Source organism: Curtobacterium sp. CFBP9011 (assembly GCF_034045095.1).
Taxonomy (GTDB): Bacteria; Actinomycetota; Actinomycetes; order Actinomycetales; family Microbacteriaceae; genus Curtobacterium.
Window position 1 is genome coordinate 246,994 of sequence record NZ_JAXCWN010000001.1, and the last position, 17,292, is coordinate 264,285.

Here is a 17,292-nt window from a genome sequence, read left to right on the forward strand (position 1 = left end):
CTCAGCGAGCGGTCGGAACCGTTGGTACGGTTGGCCTCGTGTCGGCAGGAACAACGGGAAACGACGACGTCTACAGCACGTCGGACGCTGCGTGGACCGTCGACGCGGACGACGACGGCACGACCGTCGCCCAGGGGACGGGCGACGAGGACCACGACGACACGGGGGACACGGGTGCGTACGGCGCAGCCGCGGGTGACGACATGACGGACGACAGGACCGGCTCGGAGACCGAGGCAGGGGCGGACACCCGTCCCGCCGGGTCACCGACGCAGGCGAGCGCAGCCACGCAGGCCGGGACGGCCACGCCGCCGCGTCCGGGGAAGAAGCGGGACAAGCGTTCCGGACGCGCGACCCGGCCGCAGGGCGCTGCGTCGCACCCGGGCGACGGTCAGGACGTCCGTCGGGACGACCAGGACGTCCGTCGCGACGGCCAGGAGGCCCGGAGCGGCTCCGGCACGCCGGCCGCGTCCACGACGAAGCGGCCCACCGGCCGGCCCAACGTGCCGCAGCAGCCCGTCGTGCTCCGCGCCGAGGGCCTGGTCAAGCGCTACGGCCAGACCCTGGCGGTGGACGACGTCGACCTGGAGATCCGGAAGGGCTCCATCTTCGGCGTCGTCGGTCCGAACGGCGCCGGCAAGACGACGACGCTCTCGGTCCTCACCGGCCTCCTGCGTCCGGACGCCGGCACCGTCACCGTGCTCGACCACGACGTCTGGGCCGACCCGACCGCCGCGAAGCGGGCGATGGGTGTGCTGCCGGACCGGCTCCGCCTGTTCGACCGGCTGACCGGCGCGCAGATGCTCTTCTACTCGGCCACGCTCCGCGGGCTGGACGGCAAGACCGCCCGGAGCCGCAGCACGGACCTGGCCGAGGCGTTCGGCCTCGGCGACGCGCTCGGACGTCCGGTCGCCGACTACTCGATGGGCATGGCGAAGAAGATCGCCCTGGCCGCCACCCTCATCCACTCGCCGCGCGTGCTCGTGCTCGACGAACCGTTCGAGTCCGTCGACCCGGTCAGCGCGACGACCATCACCGACATCCTGCGGCGCTACACCGCGGGTGGCGGCACCGTCGTGCTCTCCAGCCACTCGATGGAACTCGTCCAGCGCACGTGCGACTCCGTGGCGATCATCGTCGGCGGCAAGGTCCTGGCCGCCGGCACCATGGCGCAGGTCCGCGGCCGTCGCTCCCTGGAGGACAAGTTCGTCGAACTCGCCGGCGGACGCCCCGTCGCAGAGAGCATGGAATGGTTGCACAGCTTCTCCGGCTGAGGGCCGACCTGCTCGCGGGCGAGGTCCGTGGTGGTGCGCGCCGCTCGGTCGCCGTCGTCCTCGGCAGCCTCGTCGCCCTGGTCGCCGTCCTCTGGGCAGCGTCCGTCCTCGGTGGGCTCCGGACCGCCGACCCCCTCGTGGCCCGCACCGTCGTGGTCCTGGTCGGCACGGCGGTGGCCCTCGGCTGCACGCTGATCCCGTTCGCCGTCGGTGTCTCCGACCAGCTCGACCCCCGGCGTTTCACCGCGTTCGGCATCGGGCAGCGTGACCTGGCCGTCGGCCTCGGCCTGGCAGGCCTCCTCGGCATCCCGGTCGTCGCGGTCACCGTGCTCGCCGCCGCGCAGGTCGTCACCTGGAGCCGCGGTGCCGGTCCGGCCCTGTTGGCCGTCGTCGCCGCGTTGCTCGTGCTCGCCACCACTGCCCTGCTCATCCGGGTCGGCAGCACCCTCGGAGCGCTCGCGTTCGCGGGGCACCGACCCCGGGAGGCCACCTGGCCGGTGGTCTTGGTGGGCATCGTGTTGGTGGTGCCGTCCGTCGCGCTCCTGCTCCGACCTGACTGGCTCGACCTCACCGCACCTGGGCTCCAGCGGCTGACCGACGTCGCCGGCTGGACGCCCTGGGGTGCCGCGTGGGCCGTGCCCGCGGACGTCGCGGCCGGTCACGCCGGCACGGCCGTCGCCCGGCTGCTCGTGGCGCTCGTCGTCGTGGGCCTGCTCGGTCTCGCCTGGTGGGCCCTGGTCGGTCGGGTGCTCGTCGCCGTGCCGCACCCGGTGCGCGTGCACCGACACCGCACGCTCGGCTGGTTCGACCGCCTCGGCGCGACCCCGTTCGGCGCCGTTTCAGCCCGTGCGCTGACCTACTGGACCCGCGACCCGCGGTACCGCAGCTCGTACCTGATCCTGGTGTTCGTGCCGCTCGTGGTGCTGCCGCTCGGCATCGCCGGGGTGCCGTGGGCGTGGACGGCCCTGGTGCCGCTGCCGCTGATGGCCCTGATCGCCGGGTTCCTGCCGCACAACGACGTCTCGTACGACAACACGGCCGTCTGGCTGCACGTCGCCTCGGGCGCTCCGGGCTGGACCGACCGACTCGGTCGCCTGGTGCCGCTCATCGTCGTCGGCGTCCCGCTGCTCGTCGCCGGAGCCGCCGTGTCGGCCGCGCTGTACGGCGACATGGAGGCGTTCCCGCTGCTCGTCGCGGTCTCCGCCAGCGGCCTGTTCGGCGGGCTCGGCCTGTCGAGCATCGTCTCGGTCGCCCTGCCGTACCCGACCGTCCGACCGGGCGACCACCCGTTCCACCAACCGCAGGCCGCGGGCGCGACGGCGACGTTCGCACAGACCCTGATGGTCGTCGGGACGGTGCTGTGCATGGTGCCCGCCGGGTGGTTCGCCGTCCGCGCGCTCATCGGGGCGGAGGACCCGTCGACGGCGCTCGTCCTCGGCGTCGGGATCGGTGTCGGCGTCGTCGTCCTGGCGATCGGTGTGGCCGTCGGCGGTGCGGTGTTCGACCGACGCGGGCCGGACCTCCTGGCCGCCGCCCAGCGGAACTGACGCGCGGGGCCACGTGCGCCCACAGCGTGACCGATCCGCCGACGGACCGGGTCGTGACGACGTACCCTGGTGACATGAGCACGACGGAACCCGGCGGTGGCGGCCTCGACGTGATGGACCGCGAACTCGAGAAGCTCCTGGAAGAGGAGGCGATCGAGCCCGGCGACCATGAGCGCTTCTCGCACTACGTCAAGAAGGACAAGATCCTCGAGTCCGCCCTGACCGGCAAAGCCGTCAAGGCGCTCTGCGGCAAGAAGTGGATCCCCGGACGCGACCCCGAGAAGTTCCCCGTCTGCCCGGACTGCAAGGCCATCTACGAGAAGATGAAGTCCGAGTGACCCCCGCCGACGCTGCTCAGACGAGCAGCGTCGGGATGGCCGGGTCGCCGCGGCCGATGCGCTCGGCGTCCGCCGGCAGCTCCGCCTTCGCCCGCTTGTGGTGCGCCCGGGCGGCTTCGACACCGGCGGGACCGAGGAACGCCGGATCGACCTCCCCGTGGGTGACCACCGGCACGAGCAGGTCCCGCTCGTCCGGGCCGACCGACCCCGAGGTCAGCACGATCTCGGCCGTGGCGATGCCGTTCCGCAGGCGTCGACCCGCTTCCTTCCGACCGCCGACGGAGGCCTTCTCGGCGGACTTCTTCGCCACCGGCACCCACTCGCCCGCGGGGGAGTGGTGCGCGACGAGCTTGAAGACCATGCCGGCGGCGGGGTGGCCCGAGCCGGACACGACCGAGGTGCCGACGCCGTAGGAGTCCACCGGGGCGGCACGGAGTGCGGCGATCGTGTACTCGTCGAGGTCGTTCGTCACGGTGATCTTCGTCGCCGTCGCACCGAGCCGGTCGAGCTGGGCACGGACCGACGCCACGACGGAGGGCAGGTCGCCACTGTCGATCCGCACCGCGCCGAGCTTCCCCTCGGTCAGGCGGACGGCCGTCTCGACCGCGGCCTCGATGTCGTAGGTGTCCACGAGCAGGGTGGTGCCGCTGCCGAGCGCGTCGAGCTGGGACCGGAACGCGGCTTCCTCCGAGTCGTGCAGCAGCGTGAAGGCGTGCGCAGCCGTGCCCATCGTCGGGATGCCCCAGGTCCGGCCCGCCTCGAGGTTGCTCGTGGCGCCGAAGCCCGCGATGTACGCGGCCCGGGCAGCGGCGACGGCGTTCCACTCACCGGTGCGGCGGGACCCCATCTCGGCGAGCGGACGACGGTCGGCCGCGGACACCATGCGTGCCGCGGCGGAGGCGATCGCGGAGTCGGCGTTGAACACGCTGAGCGCCAGGGTCTCGAGCATCACGGCTTCGGCGAAGGTGCCCTCGATCTGCAGCACGGGGGAGTTCGGGAAGAAGACCTCGCCCTCGCGGTAGGCGCGTACGTCCCCGGTGAACTGGTAGTCCGCCAGCCAGCGTGCCGTGCCCTCGTCGATGACGCGTCGGTCGCGCAGGAAGCCGATCTCCGCGTCCCCGAACCGGAACTCGGTCAGCTGCGTGAGGAAGCGTCCGAGGCCCGCCGCGACGCCGTAGCGGCGCCCGTCCGGCAGCCGGCGGGCGAACACCTCGAAGACGCAGCGGCGGTCGGCGGTGCCGTCCTTCAGCGCGGCGTCGACCATGGTGAGTTCGTACTGGTCGGTCAGGAGTGCGGTGGTCACGTCTCCGACCCTAACCAGGACCGGCCGCACCGGACCGGATCGTGTCCCGGAACGGTGGACAACGGCGGTGCCGGGGCGATCTGTGGACGGGAGGCCCGTGCCACGTCCCGCGGGCGGCGCGCGTCGGTACGCTGGTCACCGTGACGGATGCACCGATCGGAGTCTTCGACAGCGGCGTCGGCGGACTCACGGTGGCCCGCGCGATCATCGACCAGCTGCCGCGCGAGAGCATCCGCTACGTCGGGGACACCCGGCACTCGCCGTACGGGCCGAAGCCGATCGCCGACGTCCGGCGGTACGCGCTCGAGGTCATGGACGACCTGGTCGACCAGGGCGTCAAGGCGCTCGTGATCGCCTGCAACACCGCGAGCTCGGCCGTCCTCCGTGACGCCCGGGAACGCTACGAGCAGGCGTACGGCATCCCCGTCGTCGAGGTCATCCAGCCCGCTGCACGCGCCGCCGTCAAGCAGACCCGCACCGGCCGGATCGGGGTCATCGGCACGATCGGCACCATCGCCAGCCGCGCGTACGAGGACGCCTTCGCCGTCGCGGCCGACGTCACCCTGACCACGGCCGCGTGCCCCCGCTTCGTCGAGTTCGTCGAGGCCGGTGACACCTCGTCCGCCCAGCTGCGCGAGGTCGCCGCCGGGTACCTCGCACCGGTGCGGGACGCCGGCGTCGACACCCTCGTCCTCGGGTGCACGCACTACCCGCTGATGTCCGCCGCGATCCAGTACGTGATGGGGCCCGACGTCACGCTGGTGTCCAGCGCCGAGGAGACCGCGAACGACGTCTACCGTCGGCTCGTCGAACACGGCCTCGAGCGCACCGGCACCGAACCGCCGAGCTACGCGTTCGAGGCCACCGGCGCCGACGAGGCCGGCTTCGTCCGCCTCGCCCGCCGGTTCCTCGGGCCCGAGGTCGCCACCGTCGGGCACCTCGAGACAGGCGCCATCACCCTGCCCCGCGGGCGCGACGTGTCGGCGACCAGCCGCACGACCTGACCAGCCGCACGACCTGACCCGCCCCGACCACCCGCACCGTGCCTCCAGGCCGGACCGAGAGGAACCCATGAACGCCACCGACGGCACCGTCCGCATCGACGGCCGGACCACCACCGACCACCGACCCGTCACCATCGAACGCGGCTGGAGCACCCAGGCCGAGGGCAGCGCGCTCATCTCGTTCGGCAACACGAAGGTGCTCTGCACCGCCTCGTTCACCAACGGCGTCCCGCGCTGGATGGCCGGCAAGGGGACCGGCTGGGTCACCGCCGAGTACTCGATGCTGCCGCGGTCCACCAACGAGCGGATGCAGCGTGAGTCGATCAAGGGCAAGGTCGGCGGGCGCACGCACGAGATCTCCCGGCTCATCGGCCGGTCGCTGCGCGCCGTCGTCGACATGAAGGGCCTGGGCGAGAACACCCTCGTGCTCGACTGCGACGTGCTGCAGGCCGACGGCGGCACCCGCACCGCCTCGATCACCGGCGCCTACGTGGCGATGGCCGACGCGATCGAGTGGGGCCGCGAGCGCGGGTTCATCGGCAAGAAGGCGACGCCGCTCACCGACAGCGTGCAGGCGATCTCGGTCGGGATCGTCGGCGGCGTGCCGATGCTCGACCTGGCCTACGAGGAGGACAGCCGCGCCGACACCGACATGAACATCGTCACCACGGGGTCCGGCAAGTTCATCGAGGTCCAGGGCACGGCGGAGCACGCACCGTTCGACCGCGACGAGCTGAACGCGTTGCTCGACCTCGGGCTGGCCGGCAACGCGTCCCTCGCGGCCGTGCAGCGCTCGGCGCTGGGACTCGCATGAGCGACACCGCCCGCACGGTCGTCCTGGCGACGCACAACCAGGGCAAGGTCGTCGAGCTGCGGGACATCCTCGGTGACGCCCTGGGCGGGATCGAGCTCGTGGCGTACGACGGGCCTGAACCGGTCGAGGACGGCGACACCTACGCAGCGAACGCGCTCATCAAGGCGCGCGCCGCGGTCGCCCACACCGGGCTGCCGGCCCTGGCGGACGACTCCGGCATCGCGGTCGACGCCCTCGACGGGGCACCCGGTATCCACTCGGCCCGGTACGCGGGCACCCGGGTGGACGCGGACAACATCGCGCTGCTGCTGCAGAACCTGGACGGTGTCGTCGAGCGGACCGCGGCGTTCGTCTGCGCGGCCGCGTTCGTCACGCCCTCCGGGGTCGAGCACGTGTTCGAGGCGGTCTGGAACGGCGAGGTCCGCACCGAGCCGATCGGGGACGGCGGGCACGGCTACGACCCGGTGTTCCAGCCGGACGACGCCGACCGCTCGGCGGCGCAGCTGACCCGCGCGGAGAAGAACGCGCTGAGCCACCGGTCGAAGGCGTTCCGGGGCATCGCGCCGATCGTCCGCGAGTGGTTCGCGGGCGAGGCGCCGCAGGCCTGAGGCCGGCGCGGGGCGCGGGCGGCCGCCCACGGGCGCCTCTCGGCGTCGCACAACGGAAACCGACTCGAACCACGGCATGCCGTGGTTCGAGTCGGTGTTCGTTGTGCGGGTCCCGCTCGCGCCGGGTCCCGCTCGCGCCGGGTCCCGCTCGCGCCGGGTCCCGCTCGCGCCGGGTCCCGCTCGCGCCGGGTCCCGCTCGGGCCGGGCGGCGGCGGCGCCGGCCGGCAGCTGCGGTCCGGCAGCGCCGGGCAGCCGGCCGCGCCGGCCTACGGCTGCTCGGGCTCGCGCTGCTTGGCCTTGCGGGCGTTCCGGAAGTAGGTGATCGCGGCGGGGACCACGGTGACGACGACCGCCGCGAGCAGGATCACGTCGATGTAGTTCCGCACGATGTACGCCACCGCGGGGATGTACCCGAGGAAGTACCCGAGGAACGTGACCCCGACACCCCAGATGACCGCGCCGACGGCGTTGTACAGCGAGTACTTCTTGTAGTTCATCCGGCCCACACCGGCGGCGATCGGGGCGAACGTCCGGACCACGGGGACGAAGCGCGCCAGGATCACCGCGAGGGCGCCGTACTTGTGGAAGAACGCGTTCGTCCGGTCGACGTTCGCCTTCGAGAACAGCCCGCTGTCCTTGCGTTCGAAGATCGGCGGCCCAGCTTTCTTGCCGATGTAGTAGCCGAGCTCACCGCCGAGGAACGCCGCCGCGCCGATCATCAGCGCGACGACCCAGATCGGGATCCCGCCGATCTGACCGTGACGGTCGAAGGCGAAGAGGCCGGTGATGACGAGCAGGCTGTCGCCCGGGAAGATGAACCCGATCAGCAGCCCGGTCTCGGCGAAGATGATGGCGCACACGACGAGCACGGCGAAGGCCCCGAAGTGGTCGAGGATGTACTGCGGATCCAGCCAGGGGATCAGGGCGAGTGCGACGGAGTGCATGGTTCTTCCGGTCGGCGGGCGAGGGCGGATGGAGCACCCGCCGGACCGAGGGTACCGTGCGGGCGTGTCCGGGCCGTCCGTCGGAGGACTGACGTCCGATGCGACGCGGCGCGCGAGTCCGCCGGCCGTCCGGTGCGGAAGGAGGGACTCGAACCCTCACGCCGGAGCACAGGAACCTAAATCCTGCGTGTCTACCAATTCCACCACTCCCGCTGGCCGACCCAGTGTACGCAGCGGGGCGGGTGGCGGAGGTGGGGCGGGCCTCCCGGCCGGCAGGCGACCCCGGAGCGGGCCGGTCAGCGCAACGTGCGGGGGAGGTACCGTGGCACGTACCGGAGCAGGATGCCCGCGCCGACCAGGCCGAGCACGCCCATCACGCCACTGGCGACCGCGATGGTCGCCAGCGCCGTGACGCCCGAGATGACGAGCGGGGCGGCAGCGGACCCGAGGTCCCCGGTGAACCGCCAGGCGCCGAGGAACGGTGCCGGCCGGTCCGCGGGTGCCAGGTCGGCGCCGAGCGTCATGAGGATGCCGGAGCCGACGCCGTTCGCCAGGGACATGGCCATCGCGACCGCGATGAACCAGCCGACACGGGCGTCGAGGTGGTCGCTCCAGGCGAGCAGGAAGTAGCAGATGCTCAGGCCGAGCATGCAGGGCAGGGCGCTCGCCAGGCGTCCCCAGCGGTCCATGATCTGCCCGCTCGTGTAGAACAGCGCGAAGTCGACGGCACCGGCGATGCCGATGACCAGGGCGGCGGTGGAGTCGTCGAGCCCGACGCTGACGGCCCAGAGCGGCAGGATCACCTGCCGTCCGGCGCGCATCGCGCCGATCAGCGCGGCGCCGCTGCCCAGACGGACGAGGACCCGGTGGTGGGCGCGGATGGTCTGGAAGAGGCCCTGCGACTCCTCCTTGACGAACTGCTCGCCCTCGAGTGCGGCCGGCGTCGTTGCGTCGGTCGCGGTCGTCGCGTCGGTGGCAGTCGCCGGGTCGGTCGCGGTCGGCCGGGAGGCGCGGCTCGGCCGCTGCAGACCGCGCACGCCCGTCGCGGGGTCGCGGATGACGAGCAGCACGACGGCGGCACCGAGGCAGCAGACGACGTGGACCCAGAACGCGCTCTGCGTCGTGCCGGTGAGGTGGATGACGCCGGCCGCGAGGAACGGACCGACGAAGTACCCGAACCGGAACACCCCGCCGAGGCTCGAGAGCGCGCGGGCCCGGATCCGCAGCGGGATCGCGGTCGTCATGTACGCGTGTCGGGCGAGCGCGAAGACCGCGGTGGACAGGCCGACCAGGAACACGCCGAGGGCCAGGACCAGGGGGTTCGGGGCGACCGTGCAGACGAGCAGTCCGACCACCGAGACGACGGCGGCGCCGATCATGGCGTTGCGCTCGCCGATCCGCGCGACGACGACGCCCGAGGGCACGTCGCCGATGAGCTCCCCGACCAGGATCAGCGAGGCGACGAACCCGGCGATCGCCAGGCTCGCCCCGAGGGAGTCCGCGGCGATCGGGATGATCGGGATGATCGCGCCCTCGCCGATCGCGAAGAGCGCGGCGGGCAGGAACCCGGACAGCAGGACGCCGCGGAGGTCGAAGGCGTCGTTCGTGGTGCTCGTCATCGTCGAGCAACGGTACGCCGTGTCGGAGTTACCCTGGACGCATGCGTGTTCTGGCGGCGATGAGCGGTGGGGTCGACTCGGCGGTGGCCGCGGCCCGGGCGGTGGACGCCGGCCACGACGTCGTCGGGGTGCACCTGGCGCTCAGTCGGATGCCCGGCACCCTGCGCACGGGCAGCCGTGGGTGCTGCACGATCGAGGACTCGATGGACGCGCAGCGCGCCGCCTCGGCCCTGGGGATTCCCTACTACGTGTGGGACTTCTCGGCGCGGTTCAAGGAGGACGTCGTCGACGACTTCGTGGCCGAGTACCAGGCCGGCCGCACCCCGAACCCCTGCATGCGCTGCAACGAGCGGATCAAGTTCGCGGCCCTGCTCGAGAAGGCCTTGGCCCTGGGGTTCGACGCCGTCGCGACCGGGCACTACGCCTCGATCGTCACCGCGCCGGACGGCTCACGCGAACTGCACCGCTCGGCGGCGTGGGCGAAGGACCAGTCCTACGTGCTCGGTGTGCTGACGGCGGAGCAGCTGCAGCACGCGATGTTCCCGCTCGGGGCCACCCCGTCGAAGGACGAGGTCCGTGCTGAGGCCGCCGCCCGCGGGCTGACGGTCGCGCAGAAGCCGGACTCGTACGACATCTGCTTCATCCCCGACGGCGACACCCGCGGCTGGCTCGCCGACCGCGTGGGCAGCGAGACCGGGGACGTCGTCGAGCGTGACGGCACGGTCGTCGGCAGCCACGACGGTGCCCACGGCTACACGGTCGGGCAGCGCCGGGGTCTCGCGCTCGGACGCCCCGCGGCGGACGGCAAGCCCCGCTTCGTGCTCGAGATCCGCCCGAAGGACAACACCGTCGTCGTCGGGCCGAAGGAAGCGCTCGACGTCGCCTCGCTCTCCGGCACCCGGTACACCTGGGCCGGCGCGGCACCGGCGGACCCGTCGACCCCGTTCCGCTGCGACGTGCAGATCCGGGCGCACGCCGACCCGGAGCCCGCGACCGCACACGTCGAGGACGGCGCGCTCGTGGTCGTCCCGGACGAGCCGCTGTCCGGCGTCGCCCCCGGGCAGACCGCCGTCGTGTACGTCGGCACGCGGGTGCTCGGCCAGTGCACCATCGACACCACGGTGTCGGCAGCGCCCGTGCCGGCCTGACGACCCCGTCCCGGCCTGACAACCCTGCCTCGGCCGCTGCGACCGGGGTCGGTGGCGCACGGTAGAACTGACACATGAGCGACACCGACGCGACCTTCGAGACCATCGACCCCGCAGGCCTCGACGCCGCGCAGGCCGCTCGAGAGGTCGACCGGCTGCGCGCCCGACTGAACGAACTGCGGCACGCCTACTACGAAGGCAACGGCTCGCCCGCGTCCGACGCCGAGTACGACACGATGATGCACCGGCTGGACGCGATCGAGCAGCGGTTCCCGGAACTCCTGACCGAGGACAGCCCGACGCAGACGGTCGGCGGGCAGGCGCAGACCACGCAGTTCGCCCCGGTCGAGCACGCCGAGCGGATGCTGAGTCTCGACAACGTCTTCAGCCCCGAGGAACTGACCGACTGGGCGCTCAAGGTCCAGCGGGACGCGGGTGCCGAGCGGGTCCGCTTCCTGTCCGAGCTGAAGATCGACGGGCTCGCCATCAACCTGCGGTACGAGCACGGGCGGCTCGTCTCGGCGGCCACCCGTGGGGACGGCGTGGTGGGCGAGGACGTCACCGGCAACGTCCGGACGATGGGCACGATCCCGGACCGGCTCGCCGGCAGCGGTCACCCGCCCCTGGTGGAGGTCCGTGGCGAGATCTTCTTCCCGGTCGCGCAGTTCGACGAGCTGAACGCTCGGCAGCGCGACGCCGGCGAGCGGGTGTTCGCGAACCCGCGGAACGCCGCTGCCGGGGCGCTCCGCCAGAAGGAGGAGGGCAAGTCCGCAGGCAAGCGCGAGCTGATGGTCGACCGCCTCCGACGCCTCCGGATGCTCGTGCACGGCATCGGGGCCTGGCCGGTCGCCGAACTCGAGCGCGACACCGACGTCCGCGCCCAGTCCGAGGTCTACGAGCTGCTGCACGAGTGGGGTCTGCCGACCGGCACACACCACCGCGTGTTCGACTCGGTGGACGAGGTCCTGGGCTTCGTCAAGGACTACGGCGAGCGTCGCTCCGCGGTCGAGCACCAGATCGACGGCATCGTCATCAAGGTCGACGACCTCGGGCTGCACGAGGAACTCGGGTCGACCAGCCGGGCCCCGCGCTGGGCGATCGCCTACAAGTACCCGCCGGAAGAGGTCCACACGAAGCTGCTCGACATCGTCGTCAGCGTCGGCCGTACCGGTCGGGCCACCCCCTTCGCCACTATGGAGCCGGCCGAGGTCGCCGGGTCCGTCGTCCGTCAGGCCACCCTGCACAACCAGCAGGTGGTGAAGGCGAAGGGCGTCCTGATCGGCGACACCGTCGTGCTCCGCAAGGCCGGCGACGTGATCCCCGAGGTCCTCGGCCCGGTGGTCGAGCTCCGCGACGGCACCGAGCGCGAGTTCGTGATGCCGACCGACTGCCCGGAGTGCGGCACCCCGCTCCGCCCGGCGAAGGAGGGCGACATCGACCTCCGCTGCCCGAACGCCGAGAGCTGCCCGGCGCAGGTGCGCGGCCGCGTGGAGCACATCGCCTCCCGCGGGTCGCTCGACATCGAGGGCCTGGGCGAGGTTGCCGCCGCCGCGCTCACCCAGCCGGTGTTCCCGGAGACCCCGCCCCTCGTGACCGAGGCCGGACTGTTCGACCTGACGCTGGAGGACATCGTCCCGATCGAGGTCGTCGTCCGGGACGCCGAGACCGGCATGGAGAAGACCGAGGACGGCGGCGCCCCGAAGCGCGTGACTCCGTTCAGCCGGGCGCGGAAGAAGACCGACCCGCCGTTCGACCCGGAGGCCCGCGGTGCGGACTACACGGGCGAGCCGAGCCGGTACCCGTCCAAGAACGCGTTCGAGATGCTCGCGAACATCGACGCGGCGAAGACGAAACCGCTGTGGCGCATCCTGGTCGGCCTGAACATCCGCCACGTCGGACCCGTCGCGGCCCGGGCGCTCGCGAACCACTTCGGGTCGCTCGACGCGATCCGGTCGTCCTCGCGCGACGAACTCGCCGCGGTGGACGGGGTCGGCGGGATCATCGCCGACGCGCTGCTCGACTGGTTCGAGGTCGACTGGCACCGCGAGATCATCGACCGCTGGACGGCTGCGGGCGTGCAGCTCACGACGCCTGGACACCCCGGGCCGGGGGCCGCGACCGAAGCCGGCGGGGTGCTCGCGGGGGTCACCGTCGTCGCGACCGGCTCGCTCGAGGGCTTCAGCCGCGAGGGTGCGCAAGAGGCGATCATCGCCGCCGGTGGGAAGGCCGCGTCGAGCGTCAGCAAGAAGACGGACTTCGTCGCCGCGGGCCCGGGTGCCGGCTCGAAGCTGACGAAGGCGGAGCAGCTCGGACTGCGGATCATCGACGCCGAGCAGTTCGCGCTGCTCGTGACCGAGGGGCCGGCCGCGCTCGGCGACCCGGCGCCGGCCGAGCCCGCGCCGGACGCCGCCGAGCCGCAGTAGGGGGCGATGCACGGTCGCGCGCAAAGCGGCCCCTGCGACGCACCCCGGTGTGACCCCAGTTCGGGGGTCATGTTGCATCCCGCATGACCCCCGAAGGGCCGGATCTCCCTAAACTCGACAGAGCATCACCTGTCGTCTGCAGGGGAACGACAGGCTGGCCTTCCCGGGGGAGACCCGTTTGCTGATCATCGCCGCGGCTCTGTTGACCGCCTCGATCCACTCGCTGGGAGTCGTCGAGGCCCCCGCCGTGCCCGCTTCCGTCGTCGTCGCGTCGGCCGCCGTCGGGACTTCTGGACCCCGAGCGTCCGACCACGTGACCGGACCGGCCGTCGAGGCGCTCGCCGTCGCCTCCGGGCAGCGCTGGTTGGACGCCCTCGAGACCGCGGCACCGCTCACCCTGCAGGCCGCCGACGACGACTCGCGTGTCACCGCGACCGCGATGGACGACCCGCCCAGCACCAACCTCGTCGCGAACTGGTGGCGCGGGTTGTCGCCGGCGTCGCAGACGGTCCTGACCGACGACGCCCCCGTCGTGATCGGCAACCTCGACGGCGTGCCGTACGACGTCCGGGACGTCGCGAACCGGGCCTCCCTCGCCGCGGGACTGGCCGACCCGGGCACGTCGACCTCCCTTGCGTCGATGCTCGGGCAGGTGCGGCAGTCGCTCGAGCAGACCCCGGACGACCCGCGGAAGTACCTCGTCACGCTCGACACCCGGGGGAGCGGCCGGTGCGCGATCTCGGTCGGCGACCTGGACACCGCCGGCGACGTCTCGGTCGTGGTGCCCGGCATCTTCTTCTCGGTCAACGGCCAGATGGTGGACTTCACCGCGACGGCCGGGGACGTGTTCCGCGAGCAGGCCACCCTGGCGCCGGTGGCCGCCCCCGCGAACGGCCCGGGCATCGCGGTCGTCGCGTGGATGGGGTACCGCACGCCCGGCATCGCGAACTTCATGTCGCTCGAACTCGCCCACCTCGGCGCCGACCGGCTGGTCCGGACCCTCGACGGCATCCGGGCGGTCCGGAACGACCACGAACCGCGGCTCGGGGTCGTGGCGCACTCGTACGGGTCGACCACGGCGATGATCGCGCTGTCATCCGGACGCACCCGGGTGGACAGCCTGACCATGCTCGGGTCCCCGGGCAGCGCCGTCACCTCCGTCGACGAGCTCGGTGTCCCGCACGGGCAGGTCTACGTCGGGGGCGCGCACTGGGACCCGGTCGCAGGCACCGGCTTCTTCGGCACCGACCCCGGGCGGACCTCGTTCGGCGCGGCGGCGCTCGACCTGGCCGGCGGCAGTGACCCCGCGGACGCCGGGGACGTCTTCCGGCAGCCGTTCGGGCACAACGACTACCTCAAGCCCGGTACGGCGTCCCTGCACGACGTCGCGCTCATCGCGGTGGGACGGGGCGACCTGGTCAGCGGTCGGCACACGCCCGGCGACACCCCGGGTGACGGGGTCGTCCAGGCGACGCTGGACATGTACCTCGTCCGACCGCAGGACCTCCAGCCGCGCGACTGAGCACCGTCTTCCGGCGGTGGGACGGGAGGCTGCCCAGACGTGACCGGATCGTGACCGGACCGGCGCGGGGCCGGTGATGTGGGCCTCCAGGCCGTGTCGGACCACATGGCGGCGGCGAGACCGGGAGCATCCTGTGCGGCTGTGCAGTCGCGCGACCGCGCGCAGCAGTGTGAGTACAGCCCGTCTCCTTACCGTGCTCGACATGCGAGTCGTGCGGTGGCCGGGTGCCCTCTTGATGTTCGTCGTCATGTCGGTCCTCGCCGGCCTGCTCGTCGCCGTCGCGGTGACCCCGGCGGTCGCCGTCGCGGGTGAGGGCGCGAGCGGCGCGGCCGAGTTCTTCGAGGACCTGCCGAGCTACCTCGACATCCAGACGCCGCAGCAGGTGTCCACCGTCTACGCGAAGCAGGGCGGACAAGAGGTCCCGATCGCGTCGTTCTACGCCGAGAACCGCACCAACGTGCAGTCCGGGCAGATCGCCGACACCCTCAAGCAGGCGGCCATCGACACCGAGGACCCGCGCTTCCACACCGAGGGCGGGATCGACGTGGTCGGGACGCTCCGCGCGACGATCGCCGACGCACTCGGCAAGGGCGTCCAGGGCGGCTCGAGCATCACGCAGCAGTACGTCAAGAACGTCCTCGTGCAGCAGTGCGAGCAGCTCAACGGCAAGGACCCGGCGTCCACGAAGAAGAAGGTGGACGCCTGCTACGACAAGGTCGCCGGCCAGTCGAAGGCACGCAAGCTGCAGGAGATCCGGTACGCGATCGCGGTCGACAAGAAGTACAGCAAGGACCAGATCCTCACCGGGTACCTCAACATCGTCGGGCTCGGTGGCCGTGTCTACGGCGCCGAGGCCGGTGCCGAGTACTACTTCGGCGTGCACGCGAAGGACCTGTCGCTCGTGCAGTCGGCGACCCTCGTGGCGATCCTCAACAACCCGTCCTACCTGCGCATCGACCAGCCGAGCAACAAGGCCAACGGGTCGGCGAACGGGTACGCGCTGACGAAGGTCCGCCGCGACTACGTCCTCCGCCGCATGCACGCCCACCACGCGATCTCCGCAGCCGAGCTGACGAAGGCGATCGCGACACCGATCACGCCGAAGATCACCGCGACCGCCAACGGCTGCTCCACGGCAGCGTCGAAGTACGACGCCGGCTACTTCTGCGACATGGTGCGCTCGCAGGTGCTCTCCGACCCGGCCTTCGGCAAGACGGCCTCGGACCGGATCGCCACCCTCGACACGAAGGGCCTGTCGATCCACACCTCGCTCGACCTCGACCTGCAGGACCACGCGCAGAACGCGCTGTCGTCCTACGTACCGACGACGATGGCCGGCGTCGACGCCGGTGGCACGAACGTCACGGTCGAACCCGGCACCGGCCGTGTGGTCTCGATGGTGCAGAACACCACGTACACGCAGTCCGACGCACCCACCCCGGGTGCCACCGCCGTGAACTACAACGCCGACCAGGCCGTCGGCAGCTCGAGCGGCTTCCAGACCGGTTCGACCTACAAGGTCTTCACCCTGGCCGACTGGCTGGCGAACGGGCACACCCTGTCCGAGTCCGTCGGGACGACCGAGAACACGTTCCCGCAGGACGAGTTCACGAACTCGTGCGCACCCCTCGGCGGCCAGCCGTGGAGCGTCGCCAACGCCGAGGAGGTGCCGCCGTCGATGACCGTGCTCGACGCGACGGTGGAGTCCATCAACACCGCCTTCGGCGCGATGGCGAAGCAGCTCGACCTGTGCGGGATCCAGAAGACCGCCGTGGGCATGGGGATCCACCAGGCGAACGGCAGCGCACCGGACTCCAACCCCGCGTCCGTCCTCGGGACGAACCCGCTAGCACCGATCGACCTCGCCGAGGCCTACGCCGGGTTCGCGAACGGCGGCATCGCCTGCACCCCCACCACCATCGACTCCGTCACGACGGCCAGCGGCGCGACGATCCGGCCGACCCCGGCGACCTGCAACCGCGGGGTCAGCGCCGAGGTCGCCGGCACCGTCGACTGGGCGCTGCAGGGCGTGCTGAGCGGGAAGGGCACGGCGGCCACCGCCAACCCGGGCGACTCGGTGCCGAAGTTCGCCAAGACCGGCACGACCGACGGCGACCAGCAGAACTGGCTGGTCACGTCGTCGACGAAGTACACGAACGCGACCTGGATCGGCAACGTGCAGGGTCACGTGCGGCTGGCGAACTGGCCGTTCCTACAGGGCACCACCGGGTACAGCGCCAAGTTCCAGGTCGGCAAGCAGCTGATGACGTACCTGGACGGCGCGTACGGCGGCGGCACGTTGCCCGCTCCGGACCAGGCGATGATCGGGACGCCCACGAAGGCGAAGACCGCGACGCCGTCGGGCGGGTCGGACGCGCAGCAGGGGACGCAGCAGCAGACGCCGGGGACGGATGCGTCGGGCGCGCCGGCGCCGGCGACGTCGAACCCGGCGGCGCAGGCACCGGCGGCTGACGGGGCGGTCACCGGGGGTGGGGCTCCGGCCGGTGGTGCCGCTGCGGGCGGGGCTGCCGCTGGTGGGGCTGCTGCTGCACCGCCGGCTGGCTGAGCTGCGTCGAACCGCGTCCGCGTCCGATCGCGTCGCGTCGTGACGGTCTGGAGGCCCGGTGCCGGTCCGACGGGCCGGCCCCGGGCCTCCCGACCGTCCTGCACAGCGGAGCCCCCGGCGTCGACCGTCCACAGCCGTCCGACCCCCGCGCGGCCCGCCCAATAGACTGGTGCGCATTCCAC

Annotated in this window: 13 protein-coding genes and 1 tRNA gene; 10 read left to right on the top strand and 4 right to left on the bottom strand. The window is 72.2% G+C overall.

Features of this window, described 5'->3' with window-relative positions:
• Nucleotides 1–38 precede the first annotated feature (38 nt).
• The 3 genes from SOM35_RS01175 (at nucleotide 39) to SOM35_RS01185 (ending at nucleotide 3,159) form a co-directional block, all read left to right on the top strand.
• Nucleotides 39–1,274 (top strand): ABC transporter ATP-binding protein, encoded by a 1,236-nt coding sequence (locus SOM35_RS01175; RefSeq protein WP_320514045.1) that lies wholly within the window; start codon nucleotides 39–41, stop codon nucleotides 1,272–1,274.
• A complete protein-coding gene (locus SOM35_RS01180) occupies nucleotides 1,250–2,821 on the top strand; it encodes an ABC transporter permease (protein WP_320514046.1) in 1,572 nt (523 codons plus the stop codon). The genes SOM35_RS01175 and SOM35_RS01180 overlap by 25 nt, the downstream gene beginning before the upstream one ends.
• 74 nt (nucleotides 2,822–2,895) lie before the next feature.
• Nucleotides 2,896–3,159: a DUF3039 domain-containing protein gene (locus SOM35_RS01185; protein ID WP_110823714.1), complete on the top strand. Its 264-nt coding sequence runs from the start codon at nucleotides 2,896–2,898 to the stop codon at nucleotides 3,157–3,159.
• A 16-nt stretch (nucleotides 3,160–3,175) separates the two neighbouring features.
• Here the strand turns inward: SOM35_RS01185 and SOM35_RS01190 are convergent, their stop codons facing one another.
• Nucleotides 3,176–4,462 (bottom strand): nicotinate phosphoribosyltransferase, encoded by a 1,287-nt coding sequence (locus SOM35_RS01190; RefSeq protein WP_320514048.1) that lies wholly within the window; start codon nucleotides 4,460–4,462, stop codon nucleotides 3,176–3,178.
• A gap of 140 nt (nucleotides 4,463–4,602) precedes the next feature.
• Here SOM35_RS01190 and murI point away from each other — a divergent pair, with 140 nt between their 5' ends.
• The 3 genes from murI (at nucleotide 4,603) to rdgB (ending at nucleotide 6,888) form a co-directional block, all read left to right on the top strand.
• Nucleotides 4,603–5,466, top strand: coding sequence for a glutamate racemase (murI, locus tag SOM35_RS01195; RefSeq protein ID WP_320514050.1), 864 nt, complete (start codon nucleotides 4,603–4,605; stop codon nucleotides 5,464–5,466).
• A 67-nt stretch (nucleotides 5,467–5,533) separates the two neighbouring features.
• Nucleotides 5,534–6,280, top strand: coding sequence for a ribonuclease PH (gene rph, locus SOM35_RS01200; RefSeq protein WP_290158331.1), 747 nt, complete (start codon nucleotides 5,534–5,536; stop codon nucleotides 6,278–6,280).
• Complete coding sequence (rdgB, locus tag SOM35_RS01205) at nucleotides 6,277–6,888, top strand: RdgB/HAM1 family non-canonical purine NTP pyrophosphatase (RefSeq protein WP_320514051.1); 612 nt, start codon at nucleotides 6,277–6,279, stop codon at nucleotides 6,886–6,888. Before rph ends, rdgB begins: the two co-directional genes overlap by 4 nt.
• A 266-nt stretch (nucleotides 6,889–7,154) precedes the next feature.
• Here the strand turns inward: rdgB and SOM35_RS01210 are convergent, their stop codons facing one another.
• From SOM35_RS01210 to SOM35_RS01220, 3 genes are all read right to left on the bottom strand, one after another.
• Nucleotides 7,155–7,832: a DedA family protein gene (locus SOM35_RS01210; protein ID WP_290158327.1), complete on the bottom strand. Its 678-nt coding sequence runs from the start codon at nucleotides 7,830–7,832 to the stop codon at nucleotides 7,155–7,157.
• 133 nt (nucleotides 7,833–7,965) lie between these two features.
• A tRNA-Leu gene (locus tag SOM35_RS01215) sits at nucleotides 7,966–8,045 on the bottom strand.
• Between the two features lie 83 nt (nucleotides 8,046–8,128).
• Nucleotides 8,129–9,451, bottom strand: a complete 1,323-nt coding sequence (locus SOM35_RS01220; RefSeq protein WP_320514052.1) for an MFS transporter — start codon at nucleotides 9,449–9,451, stop codon at nucleotides 8,129–8,131.
• Nucleotides 9,452–9,492: 41 nt separating this feature from the next.
• Between SOM35_RS01220 and mnmA the strand changes: the two genes are divergently transcribed.
• The 4 genes from mnmA to SOM35_RS01240 all read left to right on the top strand — a co-directional run bounded on the left by mnmA (nucleotide 9,493) and on the right by SOM35_RS01240 (nucleotide 17,110).
• Nucleotides 9,493–10,599: a tRNA 2-thiouridine(34) synthase MnmA gene (mnmA, locus tag SOM35_RS01225; protein ID WP_111076261.1), complete on the top strand. Its 1,107-nt coding sequence runs from the start codon at nucleotides 9,493–9,495 to the stop codon at nucleotides 10,597–10,599.
• Between the two features lie 74 nt (nucleotides 10,600–10,673).
• On the top strand, nucleotides 10,674–13,022 hold the full coding sequence (ligA, locus tag SOM35_RS01230) for an NAD-dependent DNA ligase LigA (RefSeq protein ID WP_320514054.1): 2,349 nt from the start codon (nucleotides 10,674–10,676) through the stop codon (nucleotides 13,020–13,022).
• A gap of 313 nt (nucleotides 13,023–13,335) precedes the next feature.
• Nucleotides 13,336–14,544, top strand: coding sequence for an alpha/beta hydrolase (locus SOM35_RS01235; RefSeq protein WP_320514055.1), 1,209 nt, complete (start codon nucleotides 13,336–13,338; stop codon nucleotides 14,542–14,544).
• A gap of 202 nt (nucleotides 14,545–14,746) precedes the next feature.
• On the top strand, nucleotides 14,747–17,110 hold the full coding sequence (locus SOM35_RS01240) for a transglycosylase domain-containing protein (protein WP_320514056.1): 2,364 nt from the start codon (nucleotides 14,747–14,749) through the stop codon (nucleotides 17,108–17,110).
• The last annotated feature ends 182 nt before the right edge of the window (nucleotides 17,111–17,292 follow it).

Excerpts from the sequence above, each read along its gene's own strand:
- SOM35_RS01180 (WP_320514046.1), top strand. The coding sequence starts at position 1,250 with ATGGTTGCACAGCTTCTCCGGCTGAGGGCCGACCTGCTCGCGGGCGAG.
- SOM35_RS01185 (WP_110823714.1), top strand. The coding sequence starts at position 2,896 with ATGAGCACGACGGAACCCGGCGGTGGCGGCCTCGACGTGATGGACCGC.
- rph (WP_290158331.1), top strand. The coding sequence starts at position 5,534 with ATGAACGCCACCGACGGCACCGTCCGCATCGACGGCCGGACCACCACC.
- rdgB (WP_320514051.1), top strand. The coding sequence starts at position 6,277 with ATGAGCGACACCGCCCGCACGGTCGTCCTGGCGACGCACAACCAGGGC.
- SOM35_RS01210 (WP_290158327.1), bottom strand. The coding sequence starts at position 7,832 with ATGCACTCCGTCGCACTCGCCCTGATCCCCTGGCTGGATCCGCAGTAC.
- SOM35_RS01220 (WP_320514052.1), bottom strand. The coding sequence starts at position 9,451 with ATGACGAGCACCACGAACGACGCCTTCGACCTCCGCGGCGTCCTGCTG.
- mnmA (WP_111076261.1), top strand. The coding sequence starts at position 9,493 with ATGCGTGTTCTGGCGGCGATGAGCGGTGGGGTCGACTCGGCGGTGGCC.
- ligA (WP_320514054.1), top strand. The coding sequence starts at position 10,674 with ATGAGCGACACCGACGCGACCTTCGAGACCATCGACCCCGCAGGCCTC.
- SOM35_RS01240 (WP_320514056.1), top strand. The coding sequence starts at position 14,747 with ATGCGAGTCGTGCGGTGGCCGGGTGCCCTCTTGATGTTCGTCGTCATG.